A 17,496-nucleotide genomic window follows, 5' to 3' on the forward strand; every position below is an offset into this window, starting at 1 on the left:
CTCACTAAATCCCCCCCTCACAGACCCCCGCGGAGAGGTGCCGGAGTGGTCGAACGGGGCGGTCTCGAAAACCGTTGTGGGTGCAAGCCCACCCAGGGTTCGAATCCCTGTCTCTCCGCCACTCAATCAGAGTAGCCAGAAATTCCGACATCATAGGGCGCGCAACTTTCAAGTGGTGTGCGGCCAGAAATCCAAGATCATCGTGCGGGTTGGCGTGTTATTGCCGTGCCGGACCGGCTGGATCAGCGTAGCATGGCGCATATCTCGCAGATGCAGAAAAACTCGCGGAATTCCCCTTTGAGAACAGTTAGTTTTGCCGCATCCCGGCGACACAAATTCCAAAGGAGATTCACATGTCGCGTACTCTTATTCTGGCCATTGTCATCGCTGCAATCGGCGCTGGCGGCTATTTTTATCTGAACCAACCCGAGCCCACCCCGGCCGAGCAACTGCAGGACGCCGCACAAGATGCAGCCGAAGCTGTGAACGATGCGGCGACAGAGGCACAAGACGCGGCAAGCGACGCGGTGGCCGACGCGCAAGAGGCTGTGACTGACGCGGTTGAATCCGCGCAGGATACCGCCTCGGAAGCGTTGGATGCTGCTGCGGATCAGGCAGCCGAGGCCGCGTCTTCGGTCGCGGATCAAGCCGCGGATGCGGCCGAGCAGGCCGGCGATCAGGTTGCGGCGCTGGCAGGTCAGGGTCAGGAACTCTTTAACTCGTGGCTGCAGGACGGAATGCTGACCGCGCAACAGTTCGACTATGACGCCATGGTTGCCTCAGTCCAGGACAGCGCGCTGTCGGAAGAGCTGAAAACCCAGGCGGTCCAGATCTTTGATGAGATCAAAGCCTCGCCCGAGACAATTCTGCAAAAGATCCAGGACCTGCGCAATCTGTTGACGCAGCAATAAAAAAAATGGGGGTCAGCTTTCAGGGCTGACCCCTTTTGGACGTCACCGTCCCTTCCGTTGGGTCAGGTATCCGCGCGATTGACGCAGCAGCCCCCATTTGCTTGGCTCACGTTACACCCAAACCATCGCCATATCGCAGGGTCCTTCGGATTCAAGAGGTACAACGGCGACAATTTTGAGGACGTAACCGTGACCGATATCCCCTCTTCCATGTTCGCAACCATCCTCAGGCATGAGGGGTATTCCGGCACCATGACTGGCCCGGTGATCGAGAATGCCGGTGACTGGTTGGCCGAAGCGGAACTGCCCGTTCCCCAGCCCGGCCCAGGTCAGGTTCTGATCAAGCTGCGTACGGCCTCGGTCAATCCATCGGATCTGCATTTCATCAAGGGCGAATACGGACAACCTCGGGTCAAGGGGGCTGCGGCGGGTTTTGAGGGGTGCGGCGATGTGGTGGCCACCGGCAAAGGGGCCGAGTCGTTACAGGATCAGCGCGTGGCCTTTGTGGCGGCAGGTTCCGGCGCGTGGGCCGAGTATGTGGTGACCCAGATGCAGATGTGCATCCCGCTACGCCCGGATATTTCAGACGATGACGGAGCGGCGCAGATCGTCAACCCGCTGACCGCGATGGCAATGGTCGACATGGCGAAAGAGGCAGGCGACGCCTTTGTCATCTCGGCCGCGACCAGCCAACTGGGCAAGCTGATGTGCAGCTTGGGGCGCGATCTGGGTCTGAAACCCATCGCTCTGGTCCGGCGGGCCGAGACTGTCGATACGCTCAAAGACCTCGGCGCGTCCGAAGTGTTGGTCACCTCGGACTCTGATGTGGGCCAGAAATTTGCCGAGTTGAGCCGCACATTAAAGCCGCGCATGTTTCTGGATGCGGTGATGGATCAACTCTCGGAACAGGTGTTCTGCGCCATGCCAAACAAGGCGCGGTGGGTGTGCTATGGCAAGCTGGGCAGCGAGGCCCCGACGCTGACGCAAACCGGCCAGTTGATCTTTATGGGCAAGCGGATCGAAGGCTTCTGGCTGACGCAATGGATGATGTCCACGCCGCCCGCAGACCAGATGCGCGTTGTGACCGAAGTTCAGGCCCGGTTTGCCGATGGGCGATGGAAAACCGATGTGTCAGAACGGCTTACACTCAGGAATCTGATCCCAAATCTTGCCGATGCGCTAAAAAAGAGTGACGGGAAGGTGATTATCACGCCATAGTAGAACGAACGCCGCACCTTTGCTGTGCGGGTTGGACATGAACCGGATAACCGGCATGGGGAGGGTGAGCTTGGATAACGCGCAGCTGCTGATCAGCGGGCTGGCGAACGGGTGTGTGTACGGCCTGATCGCGCTTGGTTTTGTTCTGATCTACAAGGCGACCGAAGCGGTGAATTTCGCACAGGGCGATTTCATGATGCTGGGGGCCTTTGTCACGATCGGCCTGACAAACACCGAATATATGGGCCTGCCTTTCTGGATGGCATTGCCGATTTCTCTGGGGATCATGGGGGCGCTGGGGTATCTGCTGGATCGCCTGATCATCCGTCGCATGTTTGGCCAAAGCCAGACCGCCGTTGTCATCCTGACCATCGCTTTGGGTTTTGTGATCCGCTTTGTCGCCGGGCTGATCTGGGGGCACGAGCCGCAGACACTGCAAAACCCACTGGCCGGAAAAGAGGTCCGCTTTGGCGGGCTTGTTCTGGGGATGGAGGACGTTGCTGTCATCGTCGTCACCATCCTGCTGACCTGGAGTCTTTATGTGTTCTTCAGCAGAACCAAGCTGGGGCTGGCGATGCAGGGTGCGTCACAGAACCAGTTGGCGGCCTATTACATGGGCATTCCGGTCAAGCGCGTGCAGGGGTTCATCTGGGCGCTGGCCGGAGTTGTGGCCGGGATCGCCGGTATTCTCTTCGCCGCGAAGGGCTCGGTCGATCCAACGACGGGCTTGCTGGGGATCAAGGCTTTTGCTGCCGCCGTGATTGGCGGCTTCGGCAGCCTGCCCGGCGCGTTGGCGGGTGGTCTGATCGTCGGCGTGATCGAGCCGTTTGCCAGCCGTTATATCGCCGCAGGCTACAGCCAGATCGCCCCTTATGCGCTGCTGCTGGCCGTGCTGATCTTCCGGCCCAACGGCCTGTTCAGCCAGGTTCGGGTCAAGAAGGTCTGACCCATGCGTATCGTTTTCAAAACCAACTACATGCAGGATATTCGGCCCTGGAAGGACCGCTACCAACTGGTTCTGTATCTGCTCCTGCTGGTCGTCGTCGCGGCAGCCCCGTGGTGGCTGGATGATTTTTATCTGGGTGAGCTGACCAATGTCCTGATCTGGGCCATCGCCGGTCTGGGGCTGATGATCCTGACCGGTCATACGGGGCAGGTCAGCCTCGGCCACGCTGCATTTCTGGCCTTTGGCTGTTATGCCAATGTGATCCTGATCGAGGCTGGAGTGCCCTTTCTGATCGCCTTCCCGCTGGCCGGTGTCCTGACCGGAATAGCCGGAGTCACCGTCGCCATCCCGGCCCTGCGCCTGCATGGGATCTATCTGGCGATCTTCACCATGGCCCTGTCGATCCTCATGGATGACGTGATCGTTCTGGCCGAGCCTCTGACGGGTGGCGTGGCGGGCAAGTTCATCGGCGGCGTCGACATCTTTGGCCTCAGCGTTGATCGCTGGGGCACCCCCGCCCCATTCTTCTGGCTGGTGCTGAGCGTCGCTGTTCTGGTCACGCTGGGCTATATCAACCTGCTGCGCGCACCTTTGGGGCGCAGCTTCATCGCCGTGAGGGATTCCGAAGTTTCTGCGCAAGCCATGGGTGTCGATATCGCCCGCACCAAGATGATCTCGTTCGCGCTTTCCTGTGCCGTGACCGGATGGGCAGGTGCACTGATGGGCATGTTTTCCGGGGCGTTCAACAACGAGACCTTCTCGGTCCTGATCTCGATCCAGCTGCTGATGATGATCGTGATCGGCGGGCTGGGCTCGATCCACGGCGCATTTCTGGGGGCTATCGTGATCGGCTTCCTGCCGCAATTTCTGTCGATCTCGAAGGAGTACGTTGGTGCCCTGTTCGGCGGCAACACGGTTGCCATTCCCGGCCTCGAATTCGGCATCTTCGGCATGATCCTGATCGCCTTCATCCTGTTCGAACCCCTGGGCATGTATGGCCGCTGGCTAAAAATCCGCACCTGGTTCGAGCTGTTCCCCTTCTACCGCAAGGACATGTTCAAACGGCAGAAATCCTACCTCAAGACGGAGCGTCTGAGATGAGTCTGCTGGAGTTCGAAAACGTCACCCTGAAATTCGGCGGCGTCACCGCGGTCGACAATCTGTCGTTTGAGGTCGAGGAGGGCGAGGTGTTTGCCATCGTCGGCCCCAACGGCGCGGGCAAGTCCACTGTGTTCAATCTGATCTCACGCTTCTATGACCCGGTCGCGGGCTCGATCCGCTTTGACGGGCATGATCTGTTGCGGGTGAAACCTTCGGGCGTGGCCGCCTTTGGCGTGGCGCGGACCTTTCAGAATATCGAGTTGTTCGAACATGCCACCGTGCTGCAAAACCTGCTGGTCGGTCGGCACCGGCACCGCAAAACCAACCTGCTGTCCGAGGTTCTGTTCCTACCCTCGGCCCGCAGGCAGGAACTGGAAAACCGCGAGAAGGTCGAACAGATCATCGACTTCCTCGACCTGCAGGCCTATCGCGACAAAATGATCTCGGGCCTGCCCTATGGTGTGCGCAAAGTGGTCGAGGTGGCGCGCGCGCTGGCCACCGATCCAAAGCTGTTGCTGCTGGACGAACCAGCCTCAGGCCTGTCGGTCGAGGAAACCACGGATATGCGCTGGTGGATCGATGACATCCGGCGGCAGATGGGGATCACCGTGCTTATGGTCGAACATGACATGGGTCTGGTCTCGGGCGTCTCTGACCGGGTTCTGGCGATGGCGGATGGGGCCAAACTGGCGCTCGGAACACCCGCCGAGGTGCAATCCCACCCGGCCGTGGTCGAGGCCTATCTGGGGAAAGCCTTATGAGCGAGCCGATCCTGAAAATCCGCAATATAGAAAGCTTCTATGGCCCGATCATGGCCATTCGCGGTGTCTCGCTGGATGTGCATCCGGGTCAGATCGTCTCGATCCTTGGGGCCAATGGAGCGGGTAAGACCACGCTGATGAAAACCGTCTCGGGCGTCATGGACCCCGAAAAAGGCAAGATCACCTTCGACGGGCGGGATATTCAGGGGTCCGAGCCGCATAAGGTTGTGCAACAAGGCATCGTTCATGTCCCCGAGGGGCGCGAGGTGTTTCCCCTGCTGACCGTGAACGAAAACCTCAGCCTCGGGGCCTACACGGCCAAGGACAAAGCCCAGATCGAACAGGATCGCGAGATGGTGTTCAGCTATTTTCCGGTTTTGAAGGAACGTCGCGGGCAAGAGGCCGGAACCCTGTCAGGCGGTCAGCAGCAAATGCTGGCGATTGGCCGGGGCCTGATGGCCAGTCCAAAGATCATGCTGCTGGACGAACCTTCGCTGGGGCTATCACCCCTGCTGGTGCAGGAAATCTTTGGCATCCTCAAGCGGCTGAACGACGAACAGAACATGACGATGATGCTGGTTGAACAGAATGCCCACGCGGCGCTGGAACTGGCGCATCATGGCTATGTGATGGAGGTCGGACGCATCGTCATGGACGGGGCCGCAGACACGCTGCTGCAGTCCGAGGACATCCAGAACTTCTATCTGGGTGTGCAGGAAGAAGGCGCGCGGGAAAACCGCCGCTGGAAGCGGAAAAAGACGTGGAGGTGACACGGATGGACAGCACCCCCCTGCCCCCTCAGACCACGATCAACGGCGTGCAGTTGAACGCAACGCCCGGGCAGCGCCCCGTGCGTGTGGATGGCTGCATCACGATCTCGGATCTTTTCCAAACCCGCTGCGCCGAACTGGGTGATCGCACGGCCCACCGGGAAAAGGACTTGGGGATTTGGAAATCCTATTCCTGGGCCGACTATTGGCAACATGCCAAATGGATCGGTCTGGCGTTGCGCAAACTTGGGCTTGAGCGTGGCGAAGTGGTCTCGATCCTGTCCGAAGACCGCAAGGAATGGGCCTGGTTTGATATGGGTATTCAATGCGTTGGCGGGATTTCCTCGGGCATCTACACCACTGACGCGGCCAAGCAGGTGCAATATCTGATCAATGACAGCGACAGCCGGTTTCTGATCGTTGAAAATGAAGAACAACTGGACAAGTTCCTTGAGGTCGAAGACGACGTTCCGGGGCTGCTCAAGGTCATCATCCTGGAAGACGAAGGTCTGCACGATCTGGATCATCCCCGCTGCATGATGATCGAAGACCTCTATGCGCTTGGCAAACGGGCCGAAGCCGAAGATCCGGGCCGGTTCGAGGCCGAGATTGCGCAAGCCAAACCGCAGGACACCGCCTTGCTGGTCTACACCTCGGGCACCACTGGCCAACCAAAAGGCGCGATGCTGAGTCACGAGAACATTCTGGCCGGTATCGAATGCGGTGCAAGGGCGCTGCCGACCCTGGCCAGCGACGAGCAGCTCTGCTTCCTGCCCCTGTGCCATATTCTCGAACGGGATGTTTCCGTCTTTTTCCCCTTGGCCGCCCGCTGCACAGTCAACTTCGCCGAAAGCCCGGAAACAGTGTTCGCCAACCTGCAAGAGGTCTCGCCCACCACGTTCACCGCTGTTCCTCGTGTGTGGGAGAAGATCTATGCGCAGGTCCAGATCATGTCGCAGGATGCCACGCCGCTGGGCCGGTTGGCCTTTGGTCTGGCGGTAAAGGCCGGGTTGGCAAGGGCCGAGTACTTGACAACGGGCCAGCCTGTCCCGACCAGCATTGCCGCGCAGTTCTGGGTCTGGGATCATCTGGTGCTGCGCAATCTGCGGCGGATGCTGGGCATGGACAAAATGCGCCGCGGCGGGTCCGGGGCGGCACCGATCTCACCTGATCTGCTGAAATGGTATTGGGCCATCGGTGTTCCTTTGATCGAAGGGTTTGGCATGACCGAGACCTCGGGGCTGGCATCCCTGAACACGATCGAAGACAACCGCGTCGGCACCATTGGCCGCGCGGTCGAGGGGTGTGCCATGCGTATCTCGGAGGACGGGGAAATTCAGGTAAAGGGCCTGAATGTCTTTCAGGGCTACTGGCGCAACAATGCCAAAACCGCTGAAAGCTTTACCACCGACGGTTGGCTGCGCACCGGCGATGTCGGGAAAATTGACGAGGACGGGTTTCTTTCGATCACCGGTCGGATGAAGGACATTATCATCACGGCGGGCGGCAAGAATATCACCCCGGCTGAAATCGAAAGCCGGTTGAAGTTCAGCCATTATATCTCGGACGCGGTGATCGTGGGTGATCAGCGCAAATACCTGACCGCGCTGATCATGATCGATCAGGAAAACGTCGAGAAATTCGCACAGGACCGTAAAATCCCCTTCTCGAACTTCGCATCACTTTGCGCGGCAACCGAAATCAAGGACCTGATCGGTGCCGAAGTCGCCTCGGTCAATTCCGATTTCGCGCGGGTAGAGCAGATCAAGGATTTCCGCCTTATCGATGTATTGTTGACGGCCGAGGATGACGAACTGACAGCCACGATGAAATTGAAACGCGGGCTGGTGGAAAAGAAACACGCACATTTGATTGAAGATATGTACAGTTAACCAAGGGATAAAACGGGAGGAGAAAGATGAGCAAGCTGAGGAACCGGCTGATTGTTGCTGCGGCGCTGACTGCAGCGGCAACGATGGGTTGGGCGCAAACGCAAGGGGTCACCGACGATGAGATCGTGATCGGCTCGGTCAATGATCTGAGCGGTATTTTCGCCGCCGTGGGTGTTCCGGCCACCAAAGGCGCGAATGTGGTCTTTGATCGAGTGAACGCGGCAGGTGGCGTGCATGGTCGCACGATCCGCTATGTGGTCGAGGACAATGGCTATCAGATGCCGCGCGCGATGCAGGGCTATAACAAGCTGCTGAACCGCGACAAGGTGTTTGCCATGCTGCAATCGCTGGGCACACCGATGAACCTGGCCGGGTTCAAGTTGCTGGACCCCAAAGGTATTCCAAACGTTGCCCCTCTGACCGCCGCGCGGCAGATGCTGCAGGAACCGATGGACAACAAGTTCACATCCTTCTCGACCTATTATGATCAGGCCCGGGTTGGCGTGAAATACCTCAACGGTGAGTTTGGATCACAATCTGTCTGCACCATGTATCTTCCCACCGATTTTGGAGAGGAAATTCTGGAAGGCAGCAAAGCCGGAGCTGAAGAAGCCGGGATTTCCTTTGTCGCCGAAACCACCCACAAGCCGGATGAGACGGACTTTGTCGGCTCGCTGAGCAAACTCAAGGAAGAAGGCTGCGACATCGTCACCATGGCGCTTGGCGTGCGGCAGGCGATCACGGTCGTTGGGACTGCCAAGAAAATGGGCCTGACCGACATGAAATTCCTGGGCACCTCGGCCAGCTTCCTGACCGTTGTCGCGCAGGTGCCGGGCGGTGTGACTGACGGTTTCTACGCGGCGGCATCGTGGAAGGATCTTTGGGCACGCGCCGACGAACCTGCGCCGGCTGCGTTTATCGAGGAGTACAAGGCCGCAACGGGTGAAGATCCGGTTGGCTTTGCGATGTTGGGCTATTCCGCTGCGGAAATGATGGTCAAGGCGCTAGAGGCCGCCGGTCCTGACCTGACCCATGAAAGCTTTATCGCGGCAATGGAGTCGCTGGACTACACCGACGAACTGGTCGGCAACCACATCACCTACGGCCCGGATGATCATCAGGGCGCAGACACGGTCTTTGTGAACGTGGTCGAAAACGGAGCGTGGAAACTGGTTTACGAGGAGTAATCGCAAAGAAAAAGGGCTCGCAAATGCGAGCCCTTCGAATGTCGTATTCCGCAGCGATTAACGCTTCGAGAACTGGAACGAACGACGCGCTTTGCGCTTACCGTATTTCTTACGTTCCACAACGCGGCTGTCGCGGGTCAGGAAGCCAGCGGCTTTCAGAGCGCCGCGCAGCGACGGATCGTACAGTTGCAGCGCTTTCGAGATGCCGTGCTTGACCGCACCGGCCTGACCGGTCAGGCCACCGCCTTTGACGGTTGCGACAACGTCGAACTCACCTTCAACGCCGGCAACCTGGAACGGCTGGCGCAGGATCAGCTGCAGAACGGGACGCGCGAAATACTTATCCTGATCTTTGCCGTTCACGGTGACCTTGCCGGAACCCGGCTTGATCCAAACGCGGGCAACAGCGTCTTTACGCTTGCCGGTGGCATACGAACGGCCCAGTTCGTCACGCACGGGTTCACGTGCGATGACTTCTTCGACTACGGTTTCTACGCCTGCGACGGCGCTCAGCTCTTCGAGAGTATTGATCTGATCAGCCATCGGTTATTAGCTCCGGGTGTTTTTCTTGTTCATGGACTTGACGTCCAGAACTTCGGGCGCTTGCGCCTCATGAGGGTGCTCGGCACCGGCATAAACGCGCAGGTTGGTCATCTGCTGGCGCGCCAGACGGTTGCCCGGCAGCATACGCTTGACCGCCTGGGTCACGACGCGCTCGGGGTGTGCACCTTCCAGGATCTGCTGTTTGGTGCGCGACTTGATGCCGCCCGGGTGGCCCGTGTGCCAGTAGAAGTTTTCTTCGCGCTTCTTGCCGGTCATCTGGATTTTGTCAGCGTTGATCACGATGACATTGTCGCCCATGTCCATGTTCGGGGTGAACGACGCTTTGTGCTTGCCACGCAGGCGCATGGCGACGATCGAGGCAAGACGGCCCAGAACAACGCCCTCGGCGTCGATCAGGATCCATTTCTTGTCGATGTCTGCAGGTGTTGCAGAAAAGGTTTTCATGGCAGGATAGTCCTGTTTGATGTGAAAGACCGCCCCAGCGGAGCGGCCCGAATTCGATGGACGGGTTTTAGTCGCGCGGGAATGCCGCGTCAACAACCGAAAACCTTATTTTATGACGTAATTACAAAGTGTTAAAAAATAGGTATTATTTTACCCCATCTAAATTCCACCTCGCGCAGTATCCTGCAGCCCTATTTTTCAATTTCTGACAGTTTCCAAAACGCGATTGCATCGCAAGCACATATTTCAGGAGGGGAACATGCTGGACCTGTCCGCGTTAGACAAAATCGATCCGGGTACACGACTGGATGACCTGAACAAAACCCGACTGGCCGCCGTTCAAAGAGGGTTGGCCATCTGCGCCCACCCCCTTGGCGAAGCGGATGGGTTGATCGGACCCAAAACCCGAAACGCCTTTGCCGAACTGGTGCAGAACATAGGAAATGGCCATCCCTTAGTGGTGTCTGATGCGGTGATCGATCACCTGAAGAAAAAGGCCAAACGGCTGCGCACCATTCTCGCAATGCCCGCCGACAGCAAGGATGACGTCAAAGACAGCATCGCCGCCATGTTCCGCTTTATCGGTTTGGGAATGAAGACCCAAATCGCCTACGGCCTTGCAACCGCGCAGTGGGAAACCGGGCACACTTTCGAACCGGTAAAAGAAGCCTACTGGCTCAGTGAAAAGTGGCGGAGGGACAACTTTCGCTACTATCCCTACTACGGACGCGGCTATGTGCAACTGACCTGGGAGAATAACTACAAGGTGTATTCCAGTATTCTGGGGCTTGATCTTGTCGGCGACCCCGATCTGGCCCTTCGGCACGACGCGTCCCTGTTCACCATCGCTCATGGCATGAAGATCGGCACATTCACGGGGCGAAAGCTGGAAGATTATGTCTCGAAGGGAAAGACCGATTTTCTTGAGGCGCGACGGGTCATCAATGGTACCGACAAGCAAAAGGAAATCGCCGATCTGGCCGAGGATTATCTGGACGAGTTGTAACCGCTTAGACGCTGATTTGTTCAGGTGGGTTGTCCAGCAGTGCCCGCAGCCGCAGCATGGCATCCTCGAACCGCTGCAATGAGACGTGACCGTTCATTGCAATACGCACAGCGTTCGGCGCGCGCCCGTCGCGCAAGGCGAACTCATCTGCGGATCGCAATTGGATCCCTTCCCGCTCAGCCGCGCGGCTGAAGGCGGCGGCGCGCCAGCCGGATGGCAGGTTCAGCCAGACAAAGGGCACATCCGGCGCCCAGTTCAGATCAAAGCCCCCCAACGCATTCACCGTTACCCGCACATATTCGCCCATACGGGACCTTACGTCCTGCGCGATCTGACGGGTGCGGGGATCGGAAAGGATCAACCGGGTAAGTTCCGCAAGTGGCTGCGCCAGACCGAAATACCCGTATTCGGCCGAGCGTCGCAGATCCACGCTGCGTTCCTTCGGAGCAATGGCAAACCCGACCCGCAAGGCCGGGGTCAGGGTTTTCGAGATTGACGAGACATGCCAACCCCGTTCCGGTGCCAAAGCGCGATAGCTGGGTTCGCGCGCGTCGCCCATACGATAACAATCATCCTCAACGATTTGCAGATCGAAACGGCGGGCCACTTCGACAACCTCTTTGCGCCGCTCCAATGGCGTATGTGCGCCGGTTGGGTTTTGCACTTCGGGCGAGACGCAAACAGCCTGCGCCTGGTTCTGCCGCAGCACATGCTCCATCGCTTGCGGGTCGATGCCCCATTTGTCCATTTTCACACCAATGACCTCGGCCCGCATCAGCTCTCCGGCCCGACGGAACCCGGCATAAGACAGGTCTTCGACCAGAACAGTCGGCTTTGGACCGCGCAGGATTGTCTGGAACACAAGGCACAATCCGTTCTGACCGCCGTGGGTCAGTACAATGTCGTCATGCGAGACGGCACCCAACGGCAAGTCCGACAACCAGTCGACAACCGCCTGACGCATCGGTTGATAGGCATCACGCGTTGGATAATTCAAAAACAGCCCCGGATCGGCTTGCGAGACCTTTTGCAGACACTCCCGGATCAACGCCACCTGCCCGGCATCTGCCAAACGAGGACTAAACAGGCTGACATTGGCATTGTACTTATCGTCCCGCAGATGCAGCTGCCGCGCCCAGACATCGTCCAGAATCGGTGATTTTGGCGGGGCCACGAATGTACCACGCCCAACCTCGGCTTGTAGCAAGCCTTCGTCCGTCAGAATCGTATAAGCCCGCGCAACTGTGCCTGGAGTGATTTTCAATCGATACGCCAGCTCACGCACCGGCGGCAGCTTGGTTCCGATGTCTAACGTTTTGCTTTCGATGGCTTTTCGTATTGTGTCGGCGACCAGAGTGTATTTTGGCCCCTTGGATTTTGGCAGTGCTTCTGGCCAAATTGTATCCATTACAATTCTTCCTTTGCATTTGACACAATATCGAATGTATCAAGCAACTGTACCGAACAACAATGCTTTGTGTCAATACAATTTGAAAGGAATACTGAGATGACACGCACAATGCACAACCCCGCCCTCTTGCTGCTGAACGACAGCCCCCGGCTGCCGCTGATCGCCGCGCTGGCCGTGCGGTTTGCGGCGGCGGTCACTCAATGGGAACGCCGTCGTCGCAGTCGTATTAACCTGAGCTATCTGGATGACAGGCTGCTTGAAGATGTGGGTTTGACCCGCATGCAAGCCACACGCGAAGTAAAACGCTATTTCTGGCAGCTTTGAATTATCCCCAGTCCCATCACGGGACCTCTTCCTAGGCCGGGGTTCGTCCCCGGCCCTTTTTCAACCGAATTTTGCCGCAGCCGAGCCTTCGGGCGGGATGGAATAGGTCATATTGGCCCGCGCCACAGGCTTGTTCGACCCTTCCGAGAAGATCAGCACATCCCCGACCGCAAGGCTGCGCCCCAGTTTCAGCAACCGGCATTCGGCGATCAGATCCTTGCCGCCTTCCGGTTTGCGCAGAAAATCCAAGGATCCGTTGGTGGTGACAGCCAGGGATTGACGCCCCTTGCGCGCCAAAACCATCGCATAGACGCTGACATCCGCCAGGCTGAAAATGGACGGGCCAGATACGGTGCCACCGGGGCGCAAGTGACGCTCGGCCACCATCATCCGCATGGTCACACTGTCTTCGGTCAGGTCCTCGACAACAAAATCCTGTTTCACCTGCGGAAATACCTGGTGAAGGTATTGTGACAGTTCGTCCTTCTGCAGCGCTAAACCCATACTTCCCCTCCTGAACGTCGCGCCCTAGAGTTGGACCAACAGCCAGCGGGAGGGCAAGATGGCAATTTTGGAACGTAACGACACAGGCGCGGTTGCTCAGTTGAAACTGAACGCGCCTGACAGGCTGAATGCCCTGAGCGATGAGATGCTGGCCGCCCTTCAATCCGAGTTCGACGCGCTGCGCGAGGACAGCTCGATTCGAGCGATCACGCTGTCGGGCGCGGGCAAGGCCTTTTGTGCCGGGCACGACCTGAAACAGATGACCGCAGGACGCCAGTCCGAGGATGGCGGCAAGGCCTATTTCCAGGACCTGTTCGCGCGTTGCGCCAAAATGATGATGTCCATTCAAACCCTTCCGCAACCGGTTATCGCGCAAGTGCACGGCATCGCCACGGCTGCGGGCTGTCAATTGGTGGCAACCTGTGATCTGGCGGTCGCTGCCGAGGGCACGCGATTTGGCGTGAATGGTGTGAATATCGGGCTGTTCTGCTCGACCCCCATGGTCGCGCTCAGCCGCAATATCCCCAGAAAACATGCGTTTGAGATGCTGACAACGGGCGATTTCATCTCGGCTGAACGGGCCGCGGAATTGGGTCTGGTCAATCGTGTTGTGCCCGAAATGCTGCTGGAACACGAGACGATCTCATTGGCCGAGCAATTGGGCAGCAAGCTGGGAACGGCCGTCAAAATCGGAAAAGAGGCGTTTTATCAACAGCTTCAAATGTCGCTGGATCAAGCCTATGCCTATACCGGAGAGGTAATGGCGCAGAATATGCTGCATCGGGACACAGAAGAAGGCATTTCCGCCTTTATTGAGAAACGCCCCCCGAATTGGACGCAATGACGCAATTGTTAGGTACATTTTTTGCCACTGTTTTCATTTTTGCACTTTTCAAAAGGGCGACACTGTGGCAAAGCTGAGACGAGGCTGAGGCCTCAGGTACACTTTTGGGTCGCCGTGGGCGGAAGGTCCCTCCAAGCTGGTTTCTCTCACCGGCGTTGACATTCCCGCAGCGGCGACCCCAAGACCCTCCCATAAAATTCGAAGCTGCTGACAGGGTTGAGTTGCGTCTGCCTGCCCCCTGCCCTATGTGGCAGCGCATGACACAAGTTTTGCATATCGTGGGCGGCGGCATGGCCGGGTCCGAGGCCGCATGGCAAGCCGCCGAGATGGGCGTGGATGTTGTGATCCATGAAATGCGCCCCAATGTCGGCACTTTCGCGCACCAGACCGGCAATCTGGCCGAGATGGTGTGTTCGAATTCCTTCCGGTCCGACGATGACGAACAAAACGCCGTGGGCCTGCTGCATTGGGAAATGCGTGCGGCAAACGGCCTAATCATGACCACCGCCGATGCGCACCGCCTGCCCGCCGGGGGCGCACTGGCCGTCGACCGCGATCCGTTTGCCGAGGATGTCACCGCCAAGCTGCGCGCCCATCCCCGTGTAACCGTGACGGATGAAGAGGTCACATCCCTTCCCGATGACGGGCATTGGATCTTTGCCACCGGCCCCCTGACCTCTCCGGCTTTGGGTGAGGCAATCCGGGCCGAAACCGGTGCGGACTCGCTGGCCTTCTTCGATGCCATTGCCCCCATTGTCTACGCTGACAGCATCGACATGAGCCAGGCCTGGATGCAGTCACGCTATGACAAGGGCGAGACGGAAGAGGAACGTACGGCCTATCTGAATTGCCCGATGGACCGCGACCAGTATGAGGCCTTCATTGATGCCCTGCTGGCCGCCGACAAGACCGAGTTCCACGAAGGCGAGACGGCAGGTTACTTTGACGGCTGCCTGCCGATCGAGGTGATGTCCGAGCGTGGTCGCGAAACCCTGCGCCACGGCCCGATGAAGCCTGTCGGCCTCACCAATCCGCATCAGCCGGACGTGAAACCTCATGCCGTGGTGCAATTGCGTCGCGACAATGCCTTGGGCACGCTGTTCAACATTGTGGGTTTCCAGACCAAGATGAAATACGGCGCACAGACCGAGGTGTTCCGCATGATCCCCGGTCTGGAAAACGCCAGCTTTGCCCGTCTGGGTGGCATTCACCGCAACACGTTTATCAACTCGCCCACTTTGCTGGACGCGCAGATGCGGTTGAAATCCAAACCGAATATCCGCTTTGCCGGTCAGATCACCGGGGTCGAGGGATATGTCGAAAGCGCCGCGATGGGTTTGCTGGCGGGCCGATTGGCTGCCGCCGAAATCTTGGGACGCACCCTGCCCACCGTACCGCAAGATAGTGCCATGGGGGCTTTGATCCACCACATCACCGGCGGGGCCGAGGCAAAGACCTTTCAGCCTATGAACGTAAATTTCGGCCTGTTCCGCCCTGTCGATGGCCTGAAAGGCGGCCGTCGCGGACGCAAAGACCGTTACAAAGCCTACACAGATCGCGCCAAAGAAGAATGGACCAACTGGCTGGCCGCGTGCTGACTGGACGCGACGCCGTTGATCAGCCTACCATGCGGTTATGAGCGACGAATTCTTCAAAAGCACCTACGATCTGGAAACACCCGAACAAACCGAAGCCCACTATCAGAAATGGGCCGCGACCTACGAGGCCGAAGTGGCCGAGCAAGGTTATGCCACCCCCGACCGCGTGGCCCAGGCGCTCTGGTCGAAAATGCCGGAACCCTTGACGCCAGTTCTGGATTACGGCTGTGGTACCGGCCTGTCTGGTGTGGCGCTTCGCAAGGCCGGGTTCGAGGTGATCGATGGCATGGACCCAACCGAAAACATGCTGAAGGTTGCGCGCGACAAAGCTGTGTACCGGGATCTCAAGAGCTTTGAAATTACCGAACCTGCACCGTTGACCCCGGATACCTATGCGGCGATCACGGCTATCGGTGTGATTGGTTCGGGGGCCGCTCCGCCGGAAACTCTGGACATGCTTATGCACGCGCTTCCCAAGGGTGGAAAGCTGGCCTTTTCCTTTAACGATCATACGCTTGCGGATCACAGCTACACGTCACGATTGAACGACTGGATCGATATGGGGGCTGCGCGTCTTCTGTTCCGGGAACATGGCCCGCATTTACCCGGTCTGGACATGAAATCTGACGTGTATGTATTAGAAAAAACGTGATTTTTACCACGCGCTTCGCGCCTTCTCCAACGGGTCCCCTTCATCTGGGTCACGCCTATTCGGCGATGCTGGCCAGTGACATGGCGGCGGTCGAGGGCGGTACCTTCCTGCTGCGAATCGAAGATATCGACCAATCCCGATCCCGGCCTCACTGGGAAGAGCAGATCTATGACGACCTGCATTGGCTGGGCCTTGACTGGCCCGAGCCGACGCTGCGCCAGTCGCAGCGGCAATCCATCTATGACGCGGCTTTGGACAGCCTCTGGCAACGCGGCTTTCTTTATCCCTGCACTTGCAACCGCAAAGACATCGGGGCGGCGGTCAACGCCCCGCAAGAGGGCGCGCCGCTGCTTGGTCCGGACGGTTTGATCTATCCCGGAACCTGCCGGAACCGCCCCCAAACGCGGGGAACATCGCCCCGACCAAGGACCGAGGCACTACGACTGGACATGGCCAAAGCCGCGCGCCACGTCTTCGATAAAAACCCCACTGCAGGTCAATTTGCCGAATTCGGCCAGGGGCCAAACGGCGAAACGGGTACTGTCACCTTCACACCCAAAGAATTGACCGAAACCATCGGTGACGTGGTCCTCGCGCGCCGGGGAATGGGCACATCCTACCATCTGTCCGTCGTGCTGGACGATGCCGAGCAAGGCATCACACGGGTTATCCGTGGGCAGGACCTGTTCGAAGCCACCCGCATCCATGTGCTGCTGCAAGCCCTTTTGGACCTGCCGACGCCTGAATACCTCCACCACGACCTTGTCCGGGACGAAAATGGAAAACGGCTGGCAAAACGCGACGACGCGCGCGCGATCTCGAAATACCGATCCGAAGGTGCGTCGCCTCAGGACATCCGCGTCATGGTCGGCCTCTGACCGCGCTTCATCTTTTTAAAAATACTCTCGCCGAAGGCATGGCGCTTGCGCCATTCACTCCATCGGTTTCATCAACTCGGTCTCATCTCCGTCCCGAATGGCCGTATAGAAACAGCTGCGCCGGTTGGTGTGACAAGCGGGACCTTTCTGATCAACAAGAACCAACAGGCAGTCCCTGTCACAATCGACACGGAAATCGACCAGTTCCTGAGTGTGTCCCGAAGACTCACCCTTGATCCAGAAGGACTGCCGCGACCGCGACCAATAGGTGACGCGCCCTGTTTCCAACGTGCGTTCCACCGCCTGCGCATTCATCCAGGCCATCATCAGCACCTCGCCGGATGTGTGATCCTGCGCGATGGCGGGGATCAACCCAGCCTCGTTATATTTCAAAGTCGATGGGTCAAACACGACAGGGTCAGACATGACAAAAACCTTTTGCATCCCGGGGGCTGACCACTATGTATGGGGAACACGCAACGAGG

General features: G+C 58.3%; 18 protein-coding genes, 1 tRNA gene and 1 pseudogene. 15 read left to right on the forward strand and 5 right to left on the reverse strand.

The features are described from left to right. Positions 1-31 precede the first annotated feature (31 nt). From ACR0E6_RS04450 to ACR0E6_RS04490, 9 genes are all read left to right on the forward strand, one after another. A tRNA-Ser gene (locus ACR0E6_RS04450) sits at positions 32-121 on the forward strand. 232 nt (positions 122-353) lie between these two features. After that, a complete protein-coding gene (locus tag ACR0E6_RS04455; protein ID WP_480581199.1) occupies positions 354-911 on the forward strand; it encodes a hypothetical protein in 558 nt (185 codons plus the stop codon). 189 nt (positions 912-1,100) lie between these two features. Next, positions 1,101-2,129, forward strand: coding sequence for an alcohol dehydrogenase catalytic domain-containing protein (locus tag ACR0E6_RS04460; protein ID WP_480581202.1), 1,029 nt, complete (start codon positions 1,101-1,103; stop codon positions 2,127-2,129). A gap of 70 nt (positions 2,130-2,199) precedes the next feature. Continuing rightward, entirely contained in the window at positions 2,200-3,075 is an 876-nt protein-coding gene (locus ACR0E6_RS04465; protein WP_170450732.1) for a branched-chain amino acid ABC transporter permease, read from the forward strand. A 3-nt stretch (positions 3,076-3,078) separates the two neighbouring features. Further along, positions 3,079-4,176, forward strand: coding sequence for a branched-chain amino acid ABC transporter permease (locus ACR0E6_RS04470; protein ID WP_480581205.1), 1,098 nt, complete (start codon positions 3,079-3,081; stop codon positions 4,174-4,176). Further along, positions 4,173-4,937 carry an ABC transporter ATP-binding protein gene (locus ACR0E6_RS04475; protein ID WP_480581208.1) on the forward strand — a complete coding sequence of 255 codons (765 nt, stop codon included), beginning with the start codon at positions 4,173-4,175 and terminating at the stop codon, positions 4,935-4,937. The genes ACR0E6_RS04470 and ACR0E6_RS04475 overlap by 4 nt, the downstream gene beginning before the upstream one ends. Beyond that, entirely contained in the window at positions 4,934-5,707 is a 774-nt protein-coding gene (locus ACR0E6_RS04480) for an ABC transporter ATP-binding protein (protein WP_170518554.1), read from the forward strand. The genes ACR0E6_RS04475 and ACR0E6_RS04480 overlap by 4 nt, the downstream gene beginning before the upstream one ends. Positions 5,708-5,712: 5 nt before the next feature. Continuing rightward, entirely contained in the window at positions 5,713-7,599 is a 1,887-nt protein-coding gene (locus ACR0E6_RS04485; protein WP_480581211.1) for an AMP-dependent synthetase/ligase, read from the forward strand. 26 nt (positions 7,600-7,625) lie between these two features. Further along, positions 7,626-8,786 carry an ABC transporter substrate-binding protein gene (locus ACR0E6_RS04490; RefSeq protein WP_480581213.1) on the forward strand — a complete coding sequence of 387 codons (1,161 nt, stop codon included), beginning with the start codon at positions 7,626-7,628 and terminating at the stop codon, positions 8,784-8,786. Between the two features lie 57 nt (positions 8,787-8,843). On the opposite strand, the gene rpsI is transcribed toward ACR0E6_RS04490, so the two are convergent. Together rpsI and rplM are read right to left on the reverse strand one after the other, a co-directional pair. Then, entirely contained in the window at positions 8,844-9,329 is a 486-nt protein-coding gene (rpsI, locus tag ACR0E6_RS04495) for a 30S ribosomal protein S9 (RefSeq protein ID WP_170518545.1), read from the reverse strand. Between the two features lie 6 nt (positions 9,330-9,335). Continuing rightward, the gene (gene rplM, locus ACR0E6_RS04500; RefSeq protein WP_039536983.1) at positions 9,336-9,794 is read right to left on the reverse strand and encodes a 50S ribosomal protein L13; all 459 of its coding nucleotides are present in this window, start codon (positions 9,792-9,794) and stop codon (positions 9,336-9,338) included. 259 nt (positions 9,795-10,053) lie between these two features. On the opposite strand from rplM, the gene ACR0E6_RS04505 reads away from it, so the two are divergent. After that, positions 10,054-10,800: a glycoside hydrolase family 19 protein gene (locus ACR0E6_RS04505; protein ID WP_480581216.1), complete on the forward strand. Its 747-nt coding sequence runs from the start codon at positions 10,054-10,056 to the stop codon at positions 10,798-10,800. Between the two features lie 4 nt (positions 10,801-10,804). Here the strand turns inward: ACR0E6_RS04505 and ACR0E6_RS04510 are convergent, their stop codons facing one another. Next, entirely contained in the window at positions 10,805-12,208 is a 1,404-nt protein-coding gene (locus tag ACR0E6_RS04510) for an aminotransferase-like domain-containing protein (protein WP_170518538.1), read from the reverse strand. 99 nt (positions 12,209-12,307) lie between these two features. Here ACR0E6_RS04510 and ACR0E6_RS04515 point away from each other — a divergent pair, with 99 nt between their 5' ends. Continuing rightward, positions 12,308-12,535, forward strand: coding sequence for a YjiS-like domain-containing protein (locus tag ACR0E6_RS04515; RefSeq protein ID WP_170450749.1), 228 nt, complete (start codon positions 12,308-12,310; stop codon positions 12,533-12,535). A gap of 60 nt (positions 12,536-12,595) precedes the next feature. Here ACR0E6_RS04515 and ACR0E6_RS04520 read toward each other — a convergent pair whose 3' ends face one another. Beyond that, positions 12,596-13,039, reverse strand: a complete 444-nt coding sequence (locus ACR0E6_RS04520) for a PaaI family thioesterase (RefSeq protein ID WP_170450751.1) — start codon at positions 13,037-13,039, stop codon at positions 12,596-12,598. 49 nt (positions 13,040-13,088) lie between these two features. On the opposite strand from ACR0E6_RS04520, the pseudogene ACR0E6_RS04525 reads away from it, so the two are divergent. The 4 genes and pseudogenes from ACR0E6_RS04525 to gluQRS form a co-directional block, all read left to right on the forward strand. Next, positions 13,089-13,883 (forward strand): annotated as a pseudogene (locus tag ACR0E6_RS04525) (enoyl-CoA hydratase); the annotation flags it as partial. A gap of 257 nt (positions 13,884-14,140) precedes the next feature. Continuing rightward, a complete protein-coding gene (trmFO, locus tag ACR0E6_RS04530; protein ID WP_480581219.1) occupies positions 14,141-15,481 on the forward strand; it encodes a methylenetetrahydrofolate--tRNA-(uracil(54)-C(5))-methyltransferase (FADH(2)-oxidizing) TrmFO in 1,341 nt (446 codons plus the stop codon). 37 nt (positions 15,482-15,518) lie between these two features. Next, complete coding sequence (locus ACR0E6_RS04535; RefSeq protein WP_170518529.1) at positions 15,519-16,133, forward strand: methyltransferase domain-containing protein; 615 nt, start codon at positions 15,519-15,521, stop codon at positions 16,131-16,133. Next, complete coding sequence (gene gluQRS / locus ACR0E6_RS04540) at positions 16,130-17,011, forward strand: tRNA glutamyl-Q(34) synthetase GluQRS (RefSeq protein WP_480581221.1); 882 nt, start codon at positions 16,130-16,132, stop codon at positions 17,009-17,011. Before ACR0E6_RS04535 ends, gluQRS begins: the two co-directional genes overlap by 4 nt. 54 nt (positions 17,012-17,065) lie before the next feature. On the opposite strand, the gene hisI is transcribed toward gluQRS, so the two are convergent. Then, positions 17,066-17,455, reverse strand: coding sequence for a phosphoribosyl-AMP cyclohydrolase (gene hisI, locus ACR0E6_RS04545; protein WP_170450760.1), 390 nt, complete (start codon positions 17,453-17,455; stop codon positions 17,066-17,068). Between the last annotated feature and the right edge of the window lie 41 nt (positions 17,456-17,496).

The sequence above is a fragment of the Ruegeria sp. AP12 genome (genome assembly GCF_056540025.1).